This is a genomic window from Arthrobacter sp. 131MFCol6.1, from assembly GCF_000374925.1.
Classification (GTDB): Bacteria; Actinomycetota; Actinomycetes; order Actinomycetales; family Micrococcaceae; genus Arthrobacter.
In genome coordinates this window covers 32691-51227 of the sequence record NZ_KB895541.1, presented here as the reverse complement: position 1 = coordinate 51227, position 18537 = coordinate 32691, and the positions used below count along the sequence as shown (strand labels likewise).

19 protein-coding genes and 1 tRNA gene are annotated in these 18537 nt (G+C 66.3%); 6 read left to right on the top strand and 14 right to left on the bottom strand.

The window, feature by feature from the left end; genetic code table 11:
- The first annotated feature begins 308 nt into the window (after positions 1-308).
- A complete protein-coding gene (locus C566_RS0100265; protein ID WP_026266236.1) occupies positions 309-1178 on the top strand; it encodes a ParA family protein in 870 nt (289 codons plus the stop codon).
- A gap of 98 nt (positions 1179-1276) precedes the next feature.
- Here C566_RS0100265 and C566_RS0100260 read toward each other — a convergent pair whose 3' ends face one another.
- From C566_RS0100260 to gcvH, 5 genes are all read right to left on the bottom strand, one after another.
- On the bottom strand, positions 1277-1873 hold the full coding sequence (locus C566_RS0100260) for a MerR family transcriptional regulator (RefSeq protein WP_018772320.1): 597 nt from the start codon (positions 1871-1873) through the stop codon (positions 1277-1279).
- A gap of 351 nt (positions 1874-2224) precedes the next feature.
- The gene (locus C566_RS0100255) at positions 2225-2728 is read right to left on the bottom strand and encodes a bifunctional nuclease family protein (RefSeq protein WP_018772319.1); all 504 of its coding nucleotides are present in this window, start codon (positions 2726-2728) and stop codon (positions 2225-2227) included.
- The gene (ftsR, locus tag C566_RS0100250) at positions 2728-3450 is read right to left on the bottom strand and encodes a transcriptional regulator FtsR (RefSeq protein WP_026266235.1); all 723 of its coding nucleotides are present in this window, start codon (positions 3448-3450) and stop codon (positions 2728-2730) included. Before ftsR ends, C566_RS0100255 begins: the two co-directional genes overlap by 1 nt.
- A gap of 17 nt (positions 3451-3467) precedes the next feature.
- Positions 3468-3944: an FHA domain-containing protein gene (locus tag C566_RS20350; RefSeq protein WP_018772317.1), complete on the bottom strand. Its 477-nt coding sequence runs from the start codon at positions 3942-3944 to the stop codon at positions 3468-3470.
- 160 nt (positions 3945-4104) lie between these two features.
- Positions 4105-4491 carry a glycine cleavage system protein GcvH gene (gene gcvH, locus C566_RS0100235; RefSeq protein WP_018772316.1) on the bottom strand — a complete coding sequence of 129 codons (387 nt, stop codon included), beginning with the start codon at positions 4489-4491 and terminating at the stop codon, positions 4105-4107.
- 196 nt (positions 4492-4687) lie between these two features.
- Between gcvH and C566_RS0100230 the strand changes: the two genes are divergently transcribed.
- A complete protein-coding gene (locus tag C566_RS0100230) occupies positions 4688-5557 on the top strand; it encodes an Fpg/Nei family DNA glycosylase (RefSeq protein WP_018772315.1) in 870 nt (289 codons plus the stop codon).
- Between the two features lie 108 nt (positions 5558-5665).
- Here the strand turns inward: C566_RS0100230 and C566_RS0100225 are convergent.
- The 9 genes from C566_RS0100225 to C566_RS0100185 form a co-directional block, all read right to left on the bottom strand.
- A tRNA-Pro gene (locus C566_RS0100225) sits at positions 5666-5742 on the bottom strand.
- Positions 5743-5890: 148 nt separating this feature from the next.
- Positions 5891-7441: a ribosome biogenesis GTPase Der gene (gene der, locus C566_RS0100220; protein ID WP_018772314.1), complete on the bottom strand. Its 1551-nt coding sequence runs from the start codon at positions 7439-7441 to the stop codon at positions 5891-5893.
- On the bottom strand, positions 7438-8118 hold the full coding sequence (locus C566_RS0100215) for a lysophospholipid acyltransferase family protein (protein WP_018772313.1): 681 nt from the start codon (positions 8116-8118) through the stop codon (positions 7438-7440). The genes der and C566_RS0100215 overlap by 4 nt, the downstream gene beginning before the upstream one ends.
- A 73-nt stretch (positions 8119-8191) precedes the next feature.
- The gene (cmk, locus tag C566_RS20345; protein WP_018772312.1) at positions 8192-8935 is read right to left on the bottom strand and encodes a (d)CMP kinase; all 744 of its coding nucleotides are present in this window, start codon (positions 8933-8935) and stop codon (positions 8192-8194) included.
- On the bottom strand, positions 8935-10044 hold the full coding sequence (locus tag C566_RS0100205; RefSeq protein ID WP_018772311.1) for a prephenate dehydrogenase: 1110 nt from the start codon (positions 10042-10044) through the stop codon (positions 8935-8937). The genes cmk and C566_RS0100205 overlap by 1 nt, the downstream gene beginning before the upstream one ends.
- Before the next feature lie 2 nt (positions 10045-10046).
- Entirely contained in the window at positions 10047-11306 is a 1260-nt protein-coding gene (locus C566_RS0100200; protein ID WP_018772310.1) for a pseudouridine synthase, read from the bottom strand.
- 129 nt (positions 11307-11435) lie between these two features.
- Complete coding sequence (scpB, locus tag C566_RS0100195; protein WP_051082232.1) at positions 11436-12044, bottom strand: SMC-Scp complex subunit ScpB; 609 nt, start codon at positions 12042-12044, stop codon at positions 11436-11438.
- 74 nt (positions 12045-12118) lie between these two features.
- Positions 12119-13015 (bottom strand): segregation and condensation protein A, encoded by an 897-nt coding sequence (locus C566_RS0100190; RefSeq protein ID WP_018772308.1) that lies wholly within the window; start codon positions 13013-13015, stop codon positions 12119-12121.
- 44 nt (positions 13016-13059) lie between these two features.
- Positions 13060-13959, bottom strand: a complete 900-nt coding sequence (locus tag C566_RS0100185; RefSeq protein ID WP_018772307.1) for a ParA family protein — start codon at positions 13957-13959, stop codon at positions 13060-13062.
- A gap of 345 nt (positions 13960-14304) precedes the next feature.
- Between C566_RS0100185 and C566_RS0100180 the strand changes: the two genes are divergently transcribed.
- Genes C566_RS0100180 through C566_RS0100165 form a run of 4 tightly spaced genes read left to right on the top strand, consistent with a single transcriptional unit; the run spans position 14305 to position 18533 of the window.
- On the top strand, positions 14305-14634 hold the full coding sequence (locus C566_RS0100180; protein ID WP_018772306.1) for a hydrogenase maturation nickel metallochaperone HypA/HybF: 330 nt from the start codon (positions 14305-14307) through the stop codon (positions 14632-14634).
- Positions 14635-14636: 2 nt separating this feature from the next.
- Positions 14637-15599: a hydrogenase nickel incorporation protein HypB gene (hypB, locus tag C566_RS0100175; RefSeq protein ID WP_018772305.1), complete on the top strand. Its 963-nt coding sequence runs from the start codon at positions 14637-14639 to the stop codon at positions 15597-15599.
- Positions 15600-15655: 56 nt separating this feature from the next.
- Positions 15656-16714, top strand: coding sequence for a hydrogenase expression protein HypE (locus C566_RS0100170; RefSeq protein ID WP_026266234.1), 1059 nt, complete (start codon positions 15656-15658; stop codon positions 16712-16714).
- 25 nt (positions 16715-16739) lie between these two features.
- The gene (locus C566_RS0100165; protein ID WP_018772303.1) at positions 16740-18533 is read left to right on the top strand and encodes a nickel-dependent hydrogenase large subunit; all 1794 of its coding nucleotides are present in this window, start codon (positions 16740-16742) and stop codon (positions 18531-18533) included.
- The last annotated feature ends 4 nt before the right edge of the window (positions 18534-18537 follow it).

Genomic DNA, 18537 nt, shown 5'->3' with positions numbered 1-18537 from the left:
GCTTCATCGCGGGCGTATCGGTAAGTGCTCACAGTGTCTAAGACCTGTGCGGGCAAACACAAATCATTGTGGCGACCGTCACAGCATTATCCGTCACGGACGCCCCGATGGGCAGGGCCCCGGCGTTGGAGCTCTCCCCGCCGGCCCGATTGGCGGGGTTCCGGCGCCCCACGCCGGATGAAACGGGTTTCGCCGGAGCATCAACATATGATGAGTGGGTGGGTGGCGCATGCACGCCCCGGCTCCGAAGAACGCAGGAGCCGGCACGACCCCGTCTCGGCAACCGGCGTTAGGTATTGGTTTTTCAAGTGCAAGTAGTGAGCATCAGCAGCCTCAAAGGCGGTGTCGGCAAGACATCCGTGACCACCGGACTGGCGTCGGCGGCATTGGCCGCCGGCATCCCCACCCTCGTCGTCGACCTTGACCCGCACGCTGACGCCAGCACCGCCCTGGGCGTGAGTCCGGACGACCAGCTCGATATCGGCAGGATGCTGAAGTCGCCGCGGCGGGCACATCTGGCAGACAACGTGGTTCCCAGCGGCTGGGTGGAGCATGCCCGGCTCAACGGCCGCGGCGGCGCCAACGGCAGGAAACAGCCTGGCGCGGCAACCTCCGTCCTGGACGTGGCCGTCGGCTCTGCCTACACCGGAATCTACGACCGGCCCGGCCTGGGCCGGCGCGACCTCCGCCGGCTCTCTGCTGTCCTGGCCGGTGCCGGGAACTATGAACTCGTCCTGGTCGATTGCCCGCCGTCATTGAACGGCCTGACCCGGATGGCGTGGTCCGCGAGCGACAAGGTGGCCCTGGTGGCCGAGCCCGGGCTCTTCTCGGTGGCCGGCACGGAACGCACCATGCGCGCCATCCAGCTGTTCCGGCAGGAATTCGCCCCCAAGCTGTCCCCCGCCGGCATTGTGGCCAACCGGGTGCGCAGCAGTTCGGCCGAGCACACGTTCCGGCTTGCGGAGATGGAGTCCATGTTCGGCCAGCTGCTGCTGAGCCCGCACATCCCGGAGCAGGCCAACTGGCAGCAGATCCAGGGCGCGGCCCACTCCATCCACCACTGGCCCGGAGACTCGGCCAAGAATGCGGCCGGGCTCTTCGATGCCCTGCTGCAGAACCTGCTGAATCAGGGCGGTGTGGCCCCGGCCGGTACTGTCCGCGACCGCAGCCTGCGGTAGCCAGGGCCTGCCGCATACAGCCCAACAGACTGAGGCCGCCTTCCCTGTCCGGGAGGCGGCCTCAGTCGTGTCTGTACTCAGTCTTGTCGGTGGAAGCCCTAGCCGATCTTGCGGGCCGCCCGGCGTTTGCTCAGTTCGTCGTCGGGAAAGGACTGGTCCGCGGCGTGTTCGCTGGGAAGGGCTGCGAGGCTACCTTCAACTTCGCGCCACACGCGGCCGACGGCGATGCCGAACACCCCCTGGCCGCCCTGGACGAGATCGATGACTTCATCGGCCGATGTGCACTCGTAGACGCTCGCACCGTCGCTCATGAGCGTGATCTGGGCGAGGTCTTCGACGCCGCGCTCCCGCAGGTGCTCCACGGCGGTGCGGATCTGCTGCAGGGACACGCCCGTGTCCAAGAGCCGCTTGACCACCTTGAGGACCAGGATGTCGCGGAAGCCGTAGAGCCGCTGCGAGCCGGAGCCGGCCGCGCCGCGGACGGCGGGCTCAACGAGTCCGGTGCGGGCCCAGTAGTCGAGTTGGCGGTAGGTGATGCCGGCCGCCTTGCAGGCGGTGGGTCCGCGGTAGCCCGCGTCCTCGTCCAGAACGGGAAGATCCTCGGTGAACAGCAGGCCTTGGGCACCGCTGGCGGGCACAGCAACGCCGGCCGTTGCGGCCTGCTTCAGCTCGCCTGCTTCGCCTTTCGGACTCACGTGGACCCTCCTTGTCGTGGGTTCCCCTGGGTAAGTTGCATCGGCAGCAATAGTTGTGGACAGCTGCATGACACAGGATGATTACTTCATCCGTGTAATTCAGCCGGGGCTGCACTTTCCAGTGTGACTTGCGCGGCTACCGTATGCAATGGGAACTTGTACCTCCGACGTTAGGCCTGCCGGGGCCCAAGGTCAAAGACGTTGGGGCTATTCCACGGGCGTGTCGAAAGTTTCATCCTCGACTTTAACGTTTGGTGCCGCCACAGCTGTCACGCAGGTTTCAGAAACCTCACCAGTCACAGGCACGCCCGCAATCCTGTCAGCTTCCCTGGCGCGGCTGCCCGGGCAGGATCAGCCGCCGAAGTCTTCGGGTTCGACGTCGTCAAGGAACTCGCGGAAGCGCCGCAGTTCGCCCTCTTCGTCCACGGCGGGTCCGGGGTGCGTGTCCTCGCCCTCGTCGTGTTCGGTGATCCGGACGCCGGCCTCATCCATAACGGCGTCGGCGCACCAGATCCGACACTTGGCACGCAGGGCCAGCGCCAGGCCATCAGAGGCCCTGGAGCTCACGGTGGTTCCGTTCTCGAACTGCAGCTGCCCGTAGAAAATGTTGTCCTCCACCGCCACGATGTTGACGCTGACGATCGTGTGGCCAAGGGCCTCGACAACGTCCACCAGGAGGTCGTGGGTCATCGGCCGGGGCGGGATGACTCCCTGCTGGGCCAGGGCGATGGCACTGGCCTCCGGGGTCCCGATCCAGATGGGGACGTGGCGCTCCCCATGGATTTCCTTGAGCAGGACAAGCGGCTGGTTGGACGGCAACTCAATCCGCACGCCGACAATCTCCACCTCAATCATCAGATGTCCATCCTTGAGATGCGGTCGTGGACCAGCGCCTGGTGCAAGGACAGGCAGAGGTCGCTGATTTCCCGGGCCGCCTCGGCGGCCCGGGCGTGGGAGGCTGCGTCCTTGCGGGAGGTCAGGGTGGCCACCGCACGCTCCACGAGCCCGAATTCGCGGTCGGCAGCCGCCTGGAACGGCCGCAGGTGGCGGGGTTCCAGGCCATGGCTCTCCAGCTGGACGCAGGCCCGCGCGACCTGCAGCGCGTGTTCGTCGAACTTGCCGTTGACGTGCCCGATCAGGCCGTAGCTCAGGAGGGATTCGAGCAACGGGACGCTCGCCCCGGATTCGGCGCGGAGCTGCTCCTCGCTGAGCCGGCGCGCCCGGCTCTGCAGCTCGGAGGCGAGCTCCTCGGAGACAATCCGCGGGGACAACGTGACGCCTGCCGGCAGGTTCTCCGGCCGTTCGCCCCGGTCGATCGCATCAAGGTAGTCCTTGATGACCTTCAGCGGCAGATACTGGTCACGCTGGAGTGAGAGGACGAAGCGCAGCCGTTCGACGTCGTTCTCGGAATACTGACGGTAGCCGGCAGGGGTCCGCTGCGGGTTGATGAGTCCCTTTTCTTCAAGGAACCGGATTTTTGACGCAGTCATGCTGGGGAAGTCGTCGCTCAATTGAGCCAGGACTTCCCCGATGTTCAGAACCTGGGGTCCGCGCCGATCCGCATGTGCCGTGGCCACAGGCAACTACCCCGGAATCAGACGTTGCCTGCTGCGCGGGCAGGGCTGAGGTAGAAGGTGAGGCGGAATTTGCCGATCTGGACCTCGTTGCCGGACTTCAGTTCCACCGAGTCCACGCGGTCATGGTTGACGTAGGTGCCGTTCAGGCTCCCGGTGTCCACGACCTCAAAGCTGCGCGCCGTGCGGCGGAATTCAACGTGCCTGCGGGAGACGGTGACGTCGTCGAGGAAGATGTCGGCGTCCGGGTGGCGGCCCGCCGTCGTGACGTCGGAGTCCAGCAGGAACCGCGCACCGGCGTTGGGGCCGCTGTGCGCCACAAGCAGGGCCGATCCGGAGGGAAGGGCCTCGACCGCTGCCCGTTCCTCGGTCGAGAGCTTCGGCGTGAAATTGGGTTCGTCGCGCACCGGAGTGAGGTTGATCGACGTGGTCTCCGAAGCCTTCACTCCACCCGTGCCGTAACCGTCACCGGTGTCGTTCCGTTCGTGCCCAAACATTGAGTCCTCCTCATTCGTTGCAGGTGTCCCCCCTGCAAACAACGCATGCCGTCCGGAAAAGCCTCGCAGTCCCGGTAATGAGGCCCTTCGGCGGGGCGCGGCTTTGTTTTGTTATCCCAACAACACTCGCCGGCGGCCCCGGCCCGAATGACCTCTGTCTTTAGCCTACCTGTTGTTCATACTCGGATGCACTGAGCAGGGACTCGATCGCGTCGGCTTCCGCGAGCTTGATTTCGATCAGCCAGCCCTCACCGTACGGATCGGAGTTAATAAGCGCAGAATCGGTGTCCAGCGACTCGTTCCGGGCCACCACCTCGCCCGTCACCGGGGCGTAAATGTCGCTGACGCTCTTGGTGGATTCGACCTCTCCGACGACGTCGTTGGCCTTGATCGTGGTTCCGACCTCGGGCATCTGGGCGTAGACCACATCCCCGAGGGCGTCCTGGGCAAAATCGGTGATACCCACGCGCACAACCCCGTCGGCATTGGGGGCCGAAACCCATTCGTGTTCTGCGGTGTAGGACAGGTCTTCGGGAATGATGCTCATGACGGGCCTTTCATCGGGTCAATCACCTGGGCGGCGGCAGTCGTTTGTTCTAGCCGCCGCTGAAAGTATAGGCATATCGGGCAGTGGCCGGGGAGGCATCTGAGAAGATGGTGCGATGGCAGAACATGCGCCGCTGAAGGTCGGGAATGTGAACAACCGGGGCGCCGGGACCATCCGGGCACGCCAGGGCTAGCCCGTGCCTGAGCTTCCGGAGGTTGCGGCCCTGACGGACTTTTTGGACGAGCACCTGCGCGGAGCAGTGGTGACGAAGATCCAGCCCGTCTCCTTCGCCGTGCTCAAGACGGCGGACCCTCCGTACTCCGACCTCCAGGGCAATACGGTCACCGCGGTGCGAAGGTTCGGCAAATTCGTCAGCATGGAAGCGGACGGGCTGCACTTTGTCTTCCACTTGGCGCGGGCCGGCTGGGTCCGCTTCACTGACTCCCCCACAGACGCACAGCTGAAAATGGGCAAGGGTCACATCGCGCTGCGGCTGACGTTCTCGGGCGGTTCCGGCCCGATGGGCATGGACCTGACCGAGGCGGGCACTAAAAAGAGCCTGGCGGTCTACGTGGTCCGCGATCCGCACGACGTACCCGGCATCGCGGCGCTCGGACCGGATCCGTTCAGTCCGGACTTCGACGTCGATGCCTTCGCTGGGATTCTCGGTTCCAGTTCCCAGCAGATCAAGGGCGTCCTGCGGAGCCAGGGCATCATCGCCGGGATTGGGAATGCGTACAGCGACGAGATCCTGCACGCCGCCAGGACCTCGCCGTTCGCGATCGCCAAGTCCCTGGACCGGACGGACGTGGAGCGCCTCTACGACGCCATCCACACCATTCTGGGAACGGCGGTGGCGGAAGCCAAGGGCAAGCCGCCCAACGAGCTCAAGGACGCCAAGCGGGGCCACATGCGGGTCCACGGCCGGACCGGCGAACCGTGTCCGGTGTGCGGGGACACGGTCCGGGAGGTTTCCTTTGCCGATTCCGCCCTGCAGTACTGCCCGACATGCCAGACGAAGGGGAAGATCCTGGCCGACCGCCGGACCTCCCGCTTCCTGAAATAGCGGAAAACCGCGCAGCTTCCTGAAATGGCGGAACACTGCGCAGCCCACGTGTCCGGGAAACAGAAAACCCCGCCATTCCTTCATCAGGAACGGCGGGGTTTCAGCTGTTGGTCGGGCTGACAGGATTTGAACCTGCGACCCCTTGACCCCCAGTCAAGTGCGCTACCAAGCTGCGCTACAGCCCGCTGGTTCCACCGTTCTCCGCCCGGAAGTCCTCCCGGATTCGCTCCAGGTTTTCTTCCAAGCAGTCCGGCCGAACCACCTCCAAAAGCTTACACGATCCGGGAGGGTGCCTGTGACAATTTCAGGCTGTCACGGCAAGGTGTGTCGGAATTAACGTTTCTTGCCACGCTTTTCGCGCACGCGCATGTTGACCTCGATCGGCGTGCCCTCGAAGCCGAAGGTCTCCCGGAGGCGTCGGGTGATGAAGCGGCGGTATCCCGGATCCAGGAATCCGGTAGTGAACAGCACGAACTTCGGCGGCCGGCTCGAGGCCTGGGTGCCGAACAGGATGCGCGGCTGCTTGCCGCCGCGGACCGGGTGCGGGTGCGCTGCGACGAGTTCGCCCAGGAACGCGTTGAGGCGTCCGGTGGGGATGCGCTTGTCCCAGCTTTCCAGGGCAACGTCCAGGGCCGGAACGAGCCGGTCCTTGTGCCAGCCGGTCTTGGCCGAAATGTTCACGCGCGGGGCCCAGGCCACGTGTGCCAGGTCCTGCTCGATTTCGCGTTCCAGGTAGCGGCGGCGCTCGTCGTCGAGGAGGTCCCACTTGTTGAAGGCGAGCACCAGGGCGCGGCCGGATTCAACGGCGAGCTGCAGGATGCGGACATCCTGCTCGCTGAGCACTTCGTCCACGGCCAGGAGCACGACGGCGACCTCGGCCTTTTCGAGTGCGCTCTGCGTCCGCAGGGAGGCGTAGAAGTCTGCGCCCTGGGCCATGTGCTGGCGGCGCCGGATGCCGGCGGTGTCCACGAAGCGCCACGTGCGTCCGCCGAGTTCGATGAATTCGTCGACCGGGTCGCGGGTGGTGCCGGCGGTGTTGTCCACCACCACACGCTCGGAACCGGCGAGCTTGTTCAGCAGCGAGGACTTCCCGACGTTCGGGCGGCCGATCAGGGCGATACGGCGGGGTCCGCCGGAGCGTTCGAGGCCTTCAATCAGGGAGTACTCCGGGAGGGTGTCCATGACGTGGTCCAGGAGGTCGGCCACGCCGCGGCCGTGCAGGGCCGAGACCGGGTACGGTTCGCCGAAGCCCAGGCCCCACAGGGTGGCCGAGTCGGCTTCCTGGGCGAAGTCGTCCACCTTGTTGGCCACCATGATGACCGGCTTCTTCGACTTGCGCAGCATCTTCATGACGCCTTCGTCGGTCGCGGTTGCGCCCACGGCGGAGTCGACGACGAACAGGACGGCGTCGGCAAGTTCCACGGCCATCTCGGCCTGCTCCGCCACACGGGCGTGGATGCCGCGGGCATCGTGCTCCCACCCGCCGGTGTCCACCACGGTGAAGTTGCGGCCGTTCCAGTTTGCCGAGTACATGACACGGTCGCGGGTGACGCCGGGGGTGTCCTCAACCACTGCCTCGCGGCGGCCCAGGATCCTGTTGACCAGGGTGGACTTGCCCACGTTGGGCCGGCCGATGATGGCCAGGACCGGGTCCAGTTTGACCGGACCGTCAAAGTCCTCGTCGTCGAAGTGGCCGCTCAGCAGGGCGGCGTCGTCTTCGTCGAGCTCGTAGTCGTCCAGCCCGGCACGCAGCGAGGCCGCGCGGAGTTCCGCTTCGTCATCGTCCAGGGCGGCAAGGTTTTCAGCCACCTGGTCGGTGCCGGTGGGCGTGTATTCGTCTTCGCCGGCGCCAAAATTGCCGGAGGTTTGAGTCGTATCGCTCATTGCACTTTCCTTAGGTGGTGATCTGCCGGCGTCCCGGCTACTGCTTCATGACGTTCATGCGGGGATTCCGCGTGGGGCAGGGGCTGCCCGGTTCTTAGTACTGAGTCCTGGACATGGCGCGCTAATGCGGCCCGGATTTCGGTTCCCGCCCTGTCCATTGAAACACGCCCGGTCTCGCCGGGCCTGCGGCTGACGTTGATGGCCCCGCCGAAGCTGACATGCAGCCGCCGGCGCGGTGCGGGCACCGTGTCCAGGTGTTCGCCGCCGATTCTTGTGCCCAGGATGGCCACGGGCACCACTGTGGCACGGGTGTTTAGCGCCAGCCAGGCGACGCCGTTGTTGATCGCGGCGGCCTCACCGCTCCCCCGCGTTCCTTCGGGAAGAATCCCGACACACCGTCCGGCGTCGAGCAGGCTCCGGGCCGTGGCCAGCGCCGCACGGCCGCCGCGGCGGTCGACGGGCAGCTGGCCTGACGCCGCCAGGACGCGGCCGAGAAGCCCGGTGAACATCTCCTGCTTGACGAGGATGTGCATGGGCCGGGGCGAGGCGCCGAACATGACGGGCCCGTCCAGGAAGCTGATGTGGTTTCCCGCGAAGATCACGGGACCGGCCGCCGGGACGTTGGAACGTCCGGTGACCGAGGTGCGGTAGACGAGGTGGTCCAGGATCCAGCCCACGGGCCGGCTCCACGCCGTCGTCCAGTGGCCGGGCAGGGAGTTGGGCGCTGTCTCCGGCAGTCCGGCACGCCCCTCAGTCACCGTGGACGGCCCGGAGCGGAACAGGAGAGTGGTTGACCACGGTGTCCACGATGTCGAGGGCGGCCTGGACCGTCCCGTCAAAGTCCAGTTCGGAGGAGTCCAGGGTCACGACGCCGTCGGCGGCCGTGGTGAAGTTCACTACGGTGGAGTCCTTGGCATCGCGGTGCGTGACCTGGGCTGCCAGCTGCTCGGCGTTCTGGCTGCCGCCCAACTGGATGCCGCGGCGGCGCAGCCGGGCTTCCTCGCTGGCGGTCAGCAGCATCCGCACCTCGGCATGGGGCGCGACGACGGTGGTGATGTCCCGGCCCTCCACCACCATGCGGCGGTGGTGCTTTTCGATCAGCTCGCGCTGCCGGCGGATCAGTTCCGTCCGCGCGCCCAGGGTGGTGGCGACGGCGCTGACTGCCGCGGAAATAGCGGGTTCACGGATGGCCAGGGTGACATCGTGGCCGCCGACGCGGACGTAGTCTTCCTGCGGGCTCGTGCTGATTTCCAGCGGCAGCGTCTCGGCGGCTGTCTCGACGGCGGCCCCGTCGTCCAGGTCCGTGCCGCTCTGCAGGCAGAACCACGTCAGGGCGCGGTACATCGCGCCGGTGTCGAGGTAGGCCAGTTTCAGCCGCCGGGCCACCTCCTTGCTCACGCTGGATTTGCCGGAGCCGGAGGGGCCATCGATGGCAACCACAAGGCTTTTTCCGGGACGGAGCACGTCCACTGTCTCGATGAGTTCCTGGGTCATTACTGGAGTACCCGCCATCCACGGTCGTTGAGGGCTTCTATCAAAAGGTCGTGCTTGTTCGGCAGGACGGAAATTTCCACCATGCCCACATTCTGCCCCGAAGAGTGGTCGAGGCGGAGGTCTTCGACGTTGACGCCGATCTCGCCGATCTCGGTCAGCAGCTTGGCGATCTGTCCGGGGGTGTCATCCACCAGCACCGTCAGCCACGAGTATGCCTGCGGGGGTCCGCCGTGCTTGCCCGGGATCCGGGACTGGCCGGCGTTGCCTTCGCTGATCAGCTGGGCAAGGTCCAGCCTGGCGCCGGGAGCGGTCGGGGCCTCCAGGGTGCCGATCAGCCGGTTGAGGTCCTCGCGGACTCCGTGCAGGATCTCCACCACCTTTTCCGCGTTCGCGCCCAGGATCTGGACCCAGAGCGTGGGATCGCTCGCGGCGATCCGGGTGACATCCCGCAGCCCGTTGCCGGCCAGGGACAGGGCGTGCAGGGGCGTGCCCTGCAGGCGGCTGGCCACGAGCGAGGACATCACCTGCGGCAGGTGTGAGACGAGCGCCACGGCTGCGTCGTGCTCGTCGGCGGCGAATTCGGACACGACGGCGCCGAGATCGCCGGCCAGCGCACGCGCCACCCGCAGCGACTCCGGCAGAGTCTCCTCCGCCGGGCACACGACCCACGGCATGGACGTGAACAGCTCGCCCCGGGCCGCGACCGGGCCGGATTTCTCGCGCCCGGCCATGGGGTGGGTGCCCACGTAGCGGCCCAGGTCCGCTCCGCGGCTGCGGAGATCGGCCAGGATCCCTGCCTTCACGCTCGCGATGTCCACCACGACGGCGTGCGGGTAGTCCTGGAGCGCCTTGGCAACGACGTCCGCCGTGACATCCGGCGGTGCGGCCACGACGACGAGCTCCGGCGCCTCCCCCTCGAGGCGCGCCAGCGGCAGGCCGGCGCCGATGTCGACGGCGACGGCCTGGTTGGTCGGCGAGGGGTCTGAGAGGAATACAGCCACACCCCGCCCCCGCAGCCCCAGCCCGATGCTGGTGCCCAGCAGCCCGGAGCCCAGGACGAGCACCGGGCCGTTCAGGTGGCCGCGGCCGTGCGTGCGGAAGGCGGACATGCTTACAGCCCCACGGAGGCCAGCAGGTGGCCGACTTCCTGCTTGCCGAGGTTGCGGATGCTGCCCTGGCGCTGGTCGCCGAGCCCGATGGGGCCGACCTTGACGCGCACCAGGCGCAGCACGGGGAAGCCGACGGCGTCGAACATGCGCCGGACGATCCGGTTCTTGCCCGAGTGCAGCACGACCTCGATCAGCACGTGGCCGGGAGTCGAGTCGACGAGCTTGAAGGAGTCCACCGAGGCGATGCCGTCCTCGAGTTCGACGCCGCCTTTGAGTTCGGCCCCCACGCCCTGCGGGAACGGCCCGCGGACCTGCACGAGGTAGGTCTTGGGCACTTCGTAGGACGGGTGCGTCAGGCGGTTGGCGAGCTCGCCGTCGTTAGTCAGGAGCAGCAGCCCTTCCGTGGCGACGTCGAGCCTGCCCACGTGGAAGAGGCGTTCGCCGTGGTGGTTGCGGACAAAGTCGCTGATGCACGGGCGGCCGTCCGGGTCCTCCATGGTGGAGACGACGCCCTTGGGCTTGTTGAAGACCATGTAGACCATGTTCTCGTCCAGCTGGATGCGCAGTCCGTCGACGTGGATCACTGCCGTCTTCGGGTCGACACGCACGCCGAGTTCGGTGACCACCCGGCCGTCGACCTCGACGCGGCCCTCGGCGATCATTTCCTCGCAGACGCGCCGTGAGGCGACGCCGGCGGAGGCCATGACCTTCTGGAGGCGGGTGCCGTCGGCATCGTGCAGCTCAGACTGCGGCACCTCGCGGCGCGGTCCGCGGTTGCGGGCGGGTTTGCGCACCGGTCCGAGGTTCTGGCCGAAGCGTTCGCTGCCGAAGGCGCGGGGACCGGCGAACTTGGCGGCGCCGGTGCGCGGCTTGGGCTTGAGGGCACCGGGGGTGCCGGGGGCCTTGCCGAAGCCGGGCTTGCGGGCTGCCGCCTTGCGGGCTGCTTCCTTGCCGGAAGGCGCTTTCGACTTCCAGTCAGCGGAAGCCGGGCGGGCAGCCGACGGCGCGCCGTCCGGACCCTGCAGGTCCGGATCGATGAAGGCCTCTTCGCGAGGCTTGGGGTGCTTGAAGGGGCGGTCTCCGCCGCCCTTGTAGCCGGCTCCGCCGCTGCGGCCGGCGCCGCCTTGGGAGCTGCGGCCTGCGCCGCCCTGTGCGCCGCGGCCTGAACCGCCTTGCGCCGGCTTTTGGCCGGAATAGCTTTGTCCGGCACTGTTGCGTCCCGAACTGTTACGTGGTGAACCCTGGCGTCCCGCCTGTGTCATGACCCGTCCTTACGTTGGTGGCCTGCGGCCGCTGTCTCCCGACAACACCCGCCGGCCGGGCAAATTGTTCTGCCCGGTGGATACTCTCGCGCAGACGTTGTGCCTGCACCGATTCTGCCTAAGTACTGCCTACATTCTTGCTGCATCGTAAAAATCCTCGATGCCTTCCAGTCCAGGAAGGTGTGGGGAAAGCTGTGGCAATTCAGCCACTGAGCCGATTCCCATCCGCTCAAGGAAATACGATGTCGTGCGGTACAGGATTGCTCCGGACTCGGGATCGGTTCCCGAATCCTCAATCAGCCCCCGCTGCGTCAGCGTCCGCACGACAGAGTCAACGTTGACTCCTCGAATTGCAGACACCCGCGCCCTTGATACGGGCTGGCGGTATGCGATGACGGCGAGCGTTTCGAGCGCCGCCTGCGTCAGCCTGGCTGTTTGGCCTTCCAGCACGAATCCGCCAACGATCTCGGCGAACTCCGCGCGGGAATAGATCCGCCAGCCTCCGGCGATATTCCGCAATTCAAAACCCCGGGGGGCGGCATTGTTACCGTTGAAGCTGGCGACATCCGCATCCGGGGCATTAACAGTATAGCCGTTATACTCCCGCTGCAGTTCAGCCAGCAGGGTCTCGACGACGTCGACCGTCAAGTTCAGTCCGGCTGCCAGGGCGGGGGCGGTGGCCGGTTCGTCGATCACCATCAGGACGGCCTCGAGGGCCGCCCGGGCGCCCCCTGGCAGGCTCGCGACGTCCGGACCGGCGTCTGTCCCGGCTTCCGCCCCCGCCTCGCGGGCAGCGTCAGGGAATCGTTCGTTCACGGTTGGTCCTCGTATTCTTCGCTCAGGTTTTCGCTGCTCCACCCCTGGGTATCGGCCGTCCAGTGCACCGTCAGTTCCCCCAGCGGCAGCAGCTGGTCAAAGCCCACCGCGCGGTCGCGGAACAGCTCCAGCAGCGCCAGGAACCGCGCCACCACCACCAGCGTGGATTCGGCGTCGGCGATCAGCGCCCGGAAGCTCAGCGGCGTGCCCAGCCGTAACCGGTTCCCCAGCAGCTCGGCCTGTTCCTTGACGCTGACGGGCGCGCCGTGCAGGTGCGCGAGGCCCACTTCGGTGGGGGCTGCCTCCTTGGGTTTGAGGGCCGCCTCGGCCAGGGAAGCGAACTGCGCCGGGGTGTGCCGCCACAGAAGCTCCGGAAGCAGGGCAGCGAAGTGTCCCTCCAGGGCGACCTGCCGGGGATACCGCCGGGCCTCGAGCTCGAGCGTGGAGCCGATCATGCCGGCCACCTGTTTGAAGGCCTTGTACTGCAGCAGCCGGGCGAACAGCAGGTCCCGGGCCTCCAGCAGGGCGATGTCCTCATCGTCCTCGACCTCGCCCGCGGGCAGCAGCCGGGCCGCTTTGAGGTCCAGGAGGGTGGCAGCAATCACCAGGAATTCGCTGGCCTCATCCAGGGCCCACTCCTCCCCCAGCTGCTGCAGGCCCCTGATGTACTTGATGAATTCGTCAGTGACCGTGGACAGCGCCACCTCGGTGATGTCCAGCTGATGCTTGGAGATCAGGCCGAGCAGGAGGTCGAACGGGCCGGTGAAGTTGGCCAGCCTCACTTCGAATCCGGGCTTTTTCCCGGGCGGTTCTGCACTGACGGGCGGTGCTGCAGTGACGCCGGGGCCCGCGGATAGCGCGGAGTCCGCGCGCGTGTCGAGCTCCGCCGGCATATCGAGATTCGCTGGCGGAGAAAAGGCGCCTGCCACGATCCTGGCTAGGGCGCGCCGCCGCGCGAGATCAGCTCTTTGGCCAGGCGGCGGTAGGCGTCGGCACCGACGTGGTTGCCCGCGTAGGTTGTGATGGGCTCGGCCGCGACCGTGGCGTCGGCAAATTTGATCGAGCGCTTGATGACCGTTTCGAAGACCTTGTCGCCGAAGGCCTCCACCAGGCGGGCGATCACCTCGCGGCCGTGCAGGGTCCGGGCGTCGTACATCGTGGCGAGCACGCCATCGACCTGCAGGCGCGGATTGAGGCGGTCCTGGACCTTGTCGATGGTTTCCACGAGCAGCGCCACGGCGCGCAGGGCGAAGAACTCACAGATCAGCGGGATGATGACGCCGTGGGCGGCGGTGAGCGCGTTGACGGTGAGCAGGCCGAGTGAGGGCTGGCAATCGATCAGGACGACGTCGTAGTCGTCCTCGACCTTCTTCAATGCCCGGTCCAGGACCTGTTCGCGGGCCACTTCGTTGACCAGCTGCACCTCGGCGGCGGAGAGGTCGATGTTGGCCGGGAGCAGGTCCACGTTTTCCACGCCGGTCTTCTGGATGGCGTCGCGGATGTCCACTTTGCGGTCCATCAGCACGTTGTACACGGTGAGGTCGAGCTCGTGCGGGTTGGTGCCCAGGCCGGCGGACAGGGCGCCCTGCGGATCGAAGTCGACCAGGAGCACGCGGCGGCCGTATTCGGCCAGGGCGGCGGCAAGGTTGATGGTGGACGTGGTTTTGCCCACCCCGCCCTTCTGGTTCACCATGGCGATGACCCGCGCAGGACCGTGGGAGGACAGCGGCGCGGGCTCCGGAAAGTCGCGTTGGGGCCGCCCGGTGGGGCCCATGACGGCGTCTTCCAGATCGAGTTCGGTGCCTTCCAGAGTTGCTGAACCCTGTTCGCTGCTCACGTATCTATCCACACTTTCGATGACGGTGATTGTCGTGCTTCATTGTGCCGCGTCCAAGCTTCCAGAGCCCAGCGCGTTCCTCCCAAGGTTACAGCGCCCGACCCGGTATTCGCCGGACCTTGACACTGGGCCGGACGCTGTGCCTTGACGTTCGGGTTGAAGTCGAAGGTTGTCTCGGGGCGGGCCCGGCGGCCTGAGCGTGCCGGCAGGCACGCCGTGAGGCACGCCGGGAGGCACCCAGCGAGCGGCTGAGGCAGGCAGGCGGGCGCGCGCTTCGGGGGATCCGTACATATTGAAGTTTGTACCCCGCAGGCCTACATTGAAACGACGAGGTGGCAGCGGCTCATGCACGAACTTTCGATCACGCAAAGTCTTGTGGAGGCGGTCCTGGACCGGACCGGCGGCCGCTCCGTGACGGGCGTCAACCTGCGGATCGGACCCTTGAGCGGCGTCCTCCCGGACGCCGTGCGCTTTTGCTTCGACGTCGTTTCAGCTGACACGCCGCTGGCCGGGGCAACCCTGACGATCGATGAATCCGAGGGCCGGGCCAGGTGCCGCAGCTGCCGCGACGAGTTCGTCCTTGAGGACATGTTTCTGCTCTGCCCCTGCGGCAGTGCCGATGTCGAAGTCGTCAGTGGCCGGGAACTCCTGGTCACCTCGGTGGAGGTTGCGTAGACATGTGTGCGACGTGCGGATGCGGCGACGACGCCGGCACCAGAATTTCGGACCTCGACGGAACTGTGCACGAAATTGTGCACGACACTGCGCACGCTGCTGCAGCCCCGCACGAACACCCGCATCCCCACGATCACGAGCACGATCACGGCCATCAGCACGATCACGAGCACGATCACGGCCATGCCCACGATCACGGCCACGGCCATCAGCATCCGCAGTCCCCCGGGACAGCCGATCCCGGGCACAGCCCCGCGGCGGACGGACGGACCCTCATCTCCCTTGAGGAGAACCTTCTCGCCAAGAACGACCTCCTGGCCTCACGGAACCGGGGCTGGCTGGAAGGACGCGGCGTCCAGGCCTTCAATGTCATGAGTTCCCCCGGGGCCGGCAAGACCACGCTCCTGGTCCGGACCATCAGGGAACTGGCCGGCGAACTGGAGATCGGGGTCATTGAAGGTGACCAGGAGACCTCGCTGGACGCCGACCGGATCCGGTCCACCGGGCGGCCGGTGATCCAAATCAACACCGGAGCAGGCTGCCACCTGGACGCCGGGATGCTGCAGCGGGCGCTGGGTGCGCTGGACCCGGTCCCCGGATCGACACTCTTCATCGAAAACGTGGGCAACCTGGTGTGCCCGGCATTGTTCGACCTCGGCGAATCGGCCCGGGTCGTCGTGATCTCAGTTACGGAGGGCGATGACAAACCGCAGAAATACCCCCACATGTTCCTGGCTGCCGACCTGGTGATCATCAACAAAGCAGACCTGCTCCCCTATGTGGAGTTCGACGTCGAGCGTTGCGTGCGCCAGGCGCGCCTGCTGAATCCCGGCGTCGACGTCCTGACCCTGTCAGCTACCACCGGCGACGGCATGGACGGCTGGCTGGAGTGGATCCGGAAGAATCCCCACCTGGCGACGGCTGCCGCCGGGAGTGCGCCGCGTTCTGGCGGACTACGCGTTTGACCTGCTGACGCAACATTCGAGCCGCAGCCACAGGGCGGGCTCCGAAGGAGGCAACGATGCCTACAGCTACTGCATTGAAAGCGGAAGAAACCTTGATCCACGTCCTGTGGATCAATGCCGGGCTCAGTTGCGACGGTGACTCCGTGGCCCTGACGGCGGCAACCCAGCCAAGCGTCGAGGAGATAGCCCTTGGGGCGCTCCCCGGACTTCCCAAGATTGCCATGCACTGGCCGCTGATCGACTTCGAATGCGGCCCGCAGCAAGGCGCCGACGACTTCCTCGAGTGGTTCCGCAAGGCGGACCGCGGCGAGCTGGAGCCGTTCGTGCTGGTGGTGGAGGGGTCCATCCCGAATGAGAAGCTGCACGCCGCGGGCGGCTACTGGGCGGCCTTCGGCAACAACCTCGACACCGGACAGCCGATCACCACCAGCGAGTGGCTGGACCGGCTGGCGCCCAAGGCGACGGCGATCATCGCCGCCGGGACCTGTGCGACCTACGGCGGCATCCATGCCATGGCCGGGAACCCCACCGGGGCCATGGGGGTGCCCGACTATCTCGGGTATGACTGGCGGTCCAAGGCCGGGATCCCGATCGTGTGCGTCCCGGGCTGCCCCATCCAGCCGGACAACCTGTCCGAAACCATGACGTATCTGCTGTACCAGGCCACCGGGCAGGCCCCCATGATCCCCCTCGATGAGGCGCTCCGGCCGACCTGGCTATTTGGCCAGACGGTGCACGAGGGATGCGACCGCGCGGGCTACTACGAACAGGGTGACTTCGCCACCGAATACGGGTCCCCGAAGTGCATCGTCAAGCTCGGCTGCTGGGGACCGGTGGTCAAGTGCAACGTGCCCAAGCGCGGCTGGATGAACGGAATCGGCGGTTGCCCCAACGTGGGCGGCATCTGCATCGGCTGCACGATGCCGGGATTCCCGGACAAATTCATGCCGTTCATGGACGAACCTCCCGGCGGCAAGCTGTCGACCGCGTCGGTCATGCCGTACGGCAAGACCATCAGGACACTGCGGAACATCACGAAGCACACGCTGGACCAGGAACCCCGCTGGCGCAAACCCGGTAATGAACTGCTGACCGGCGCCAAGCGGACCTGGTAGGGACGCTAGGCAGAGAGGCAATGCAATGACTTCGACGATTCCGATGCCCTCGGCGGACGGTACCGCGGGCGAGAACCTGGTGGAGATGGCCTGGGACCCGATCACGAGGATCGTCGGCAGCCTCGGCATCTACACCAAGGTCGATTTCAAGAACAACCAAGTGGTGGAATGCCACAGCACGTCCTCGATTTTCCGCGGCTATTCCATCTTTATGCGCGGCAAGGACCCCCGGGACGCCCATTTCATCACGAGCCGGATCTGCGGAATCTGTGGCGACAACCACGCCACCTGTTCCTGTTACGCGCAGAACATGGCCTACGGGGTGAAGCCGCCCCACCTCGGCGAATGGATCGTCAACCTGGGCGAGGCTGCCGAGTACATGTTCGACCACAACATCTTCCAGGAGAACCTGGTCGGCGTGGACTACTGCGAGAAGATGGTCTCCGAAACCAACCCGTCGGTGCTGGCCAAAGCCGAGAACACCCCCGCCCCGCATGCCGCCGAGCACGGCTACCGCACCATCGCGGACATCATGCGCTCGCTGAACCCGTTTACCGGGGAGTTCTACCGCGAGGCGCTGCAGGTGAGCCGGATGACCCGGGAAATGTTTTGCCTGATGGAGGGCCGGCATGTCCATCCCTCCACGCTTTACCCCGGCGGCGTGGGCACCGTGGCGACGATCCAGCTGATGACGGACTACATCACCAGGCTCATGCGGTACGTGGAGTTCATGAAGAAGGTCGTGCCGATGCACGATGACCTCTTCGACTTCTTCTATGCTGCGCTGCCCGGGTACGAGCAGGTGGGGCTGCGGCGGACCCTGCTGGGCTGCTGGGGATCCTTCCAGGATCCGGAGTTCTGCAATTTCGCCTACAAGGACATGACGGAGTGGGGCCGGAAGATGTTTGTCACCCCCGGCGTCGTGGTGGACGGCAAACTCGTGACCACGGACCTGGTGCGGATCAACCTTGGGATCCGGATCATGCTGGGCTCGTCCTACTACGAGGACTGGGGCGACCAGGAAATGTTCGTCACCCGCGATCCGCTGGGCAACCCGGTGGACCGCCGGCATCCCTGGAACCAGCACACCAACCCGCGGCCGCAGAAGCGCGACCTCGAGGACAAGTACAGCTGGGTGATGTCGCCGCGGTGGAATGACGGCGAAAGCAACCTGGCGCTGGATACCGGCGGCGGCCCGCTCGCCCGGCTCTGGTCGACCGCCCTTGCCGGGTTCGTCGACACCGGCTACCTCAAGTCAACGGGCAGCAGCGTCCAGATCGAGCTCCCCAAGACCGCGCTGAAGGGCCCGGTGACCCTGGAATGGAAGATCCCGCAGTGGAGCAACACGCTGGAGCGGAACCGCGCCCGGACCTATTTCCAGGCCTACGCGGCCGCCGCTGCACTGCACTTCGCCGAAAAGGCCCTCGAGGAGATCCGGGCCGGCCGCACCAAGACGTGGGAGTCCTTTGAGGTGCCGGAGGAAGCCATCAGCTGCGGGTTCACCGAAGCTGTCCGCGGCGTGCTCTCGCACCATATGGTGATCCGCGACGGCAAGATCGCCAACTACCATCCCTATCCGCCGACGCCCTGGAACGCCAGCCCGCGCGACTCCGAAGGAACACCGGGCCCGTATGAGGACGCGGTGCAGGGCCAGCCCATCTTCGAGGAGAACGACCGCGATCATTTCAAGGGCATCGACATTATGCGCACCGTCCGCAGCTTCGACCCCTGCCTGCCGTGCGGCGTCCACATGTACCTCGGCGACGGGCAGACGCTGGACTTGCTGCACTCCCCCACGCAGTCGCTCACCGGTGAGTAGCCGG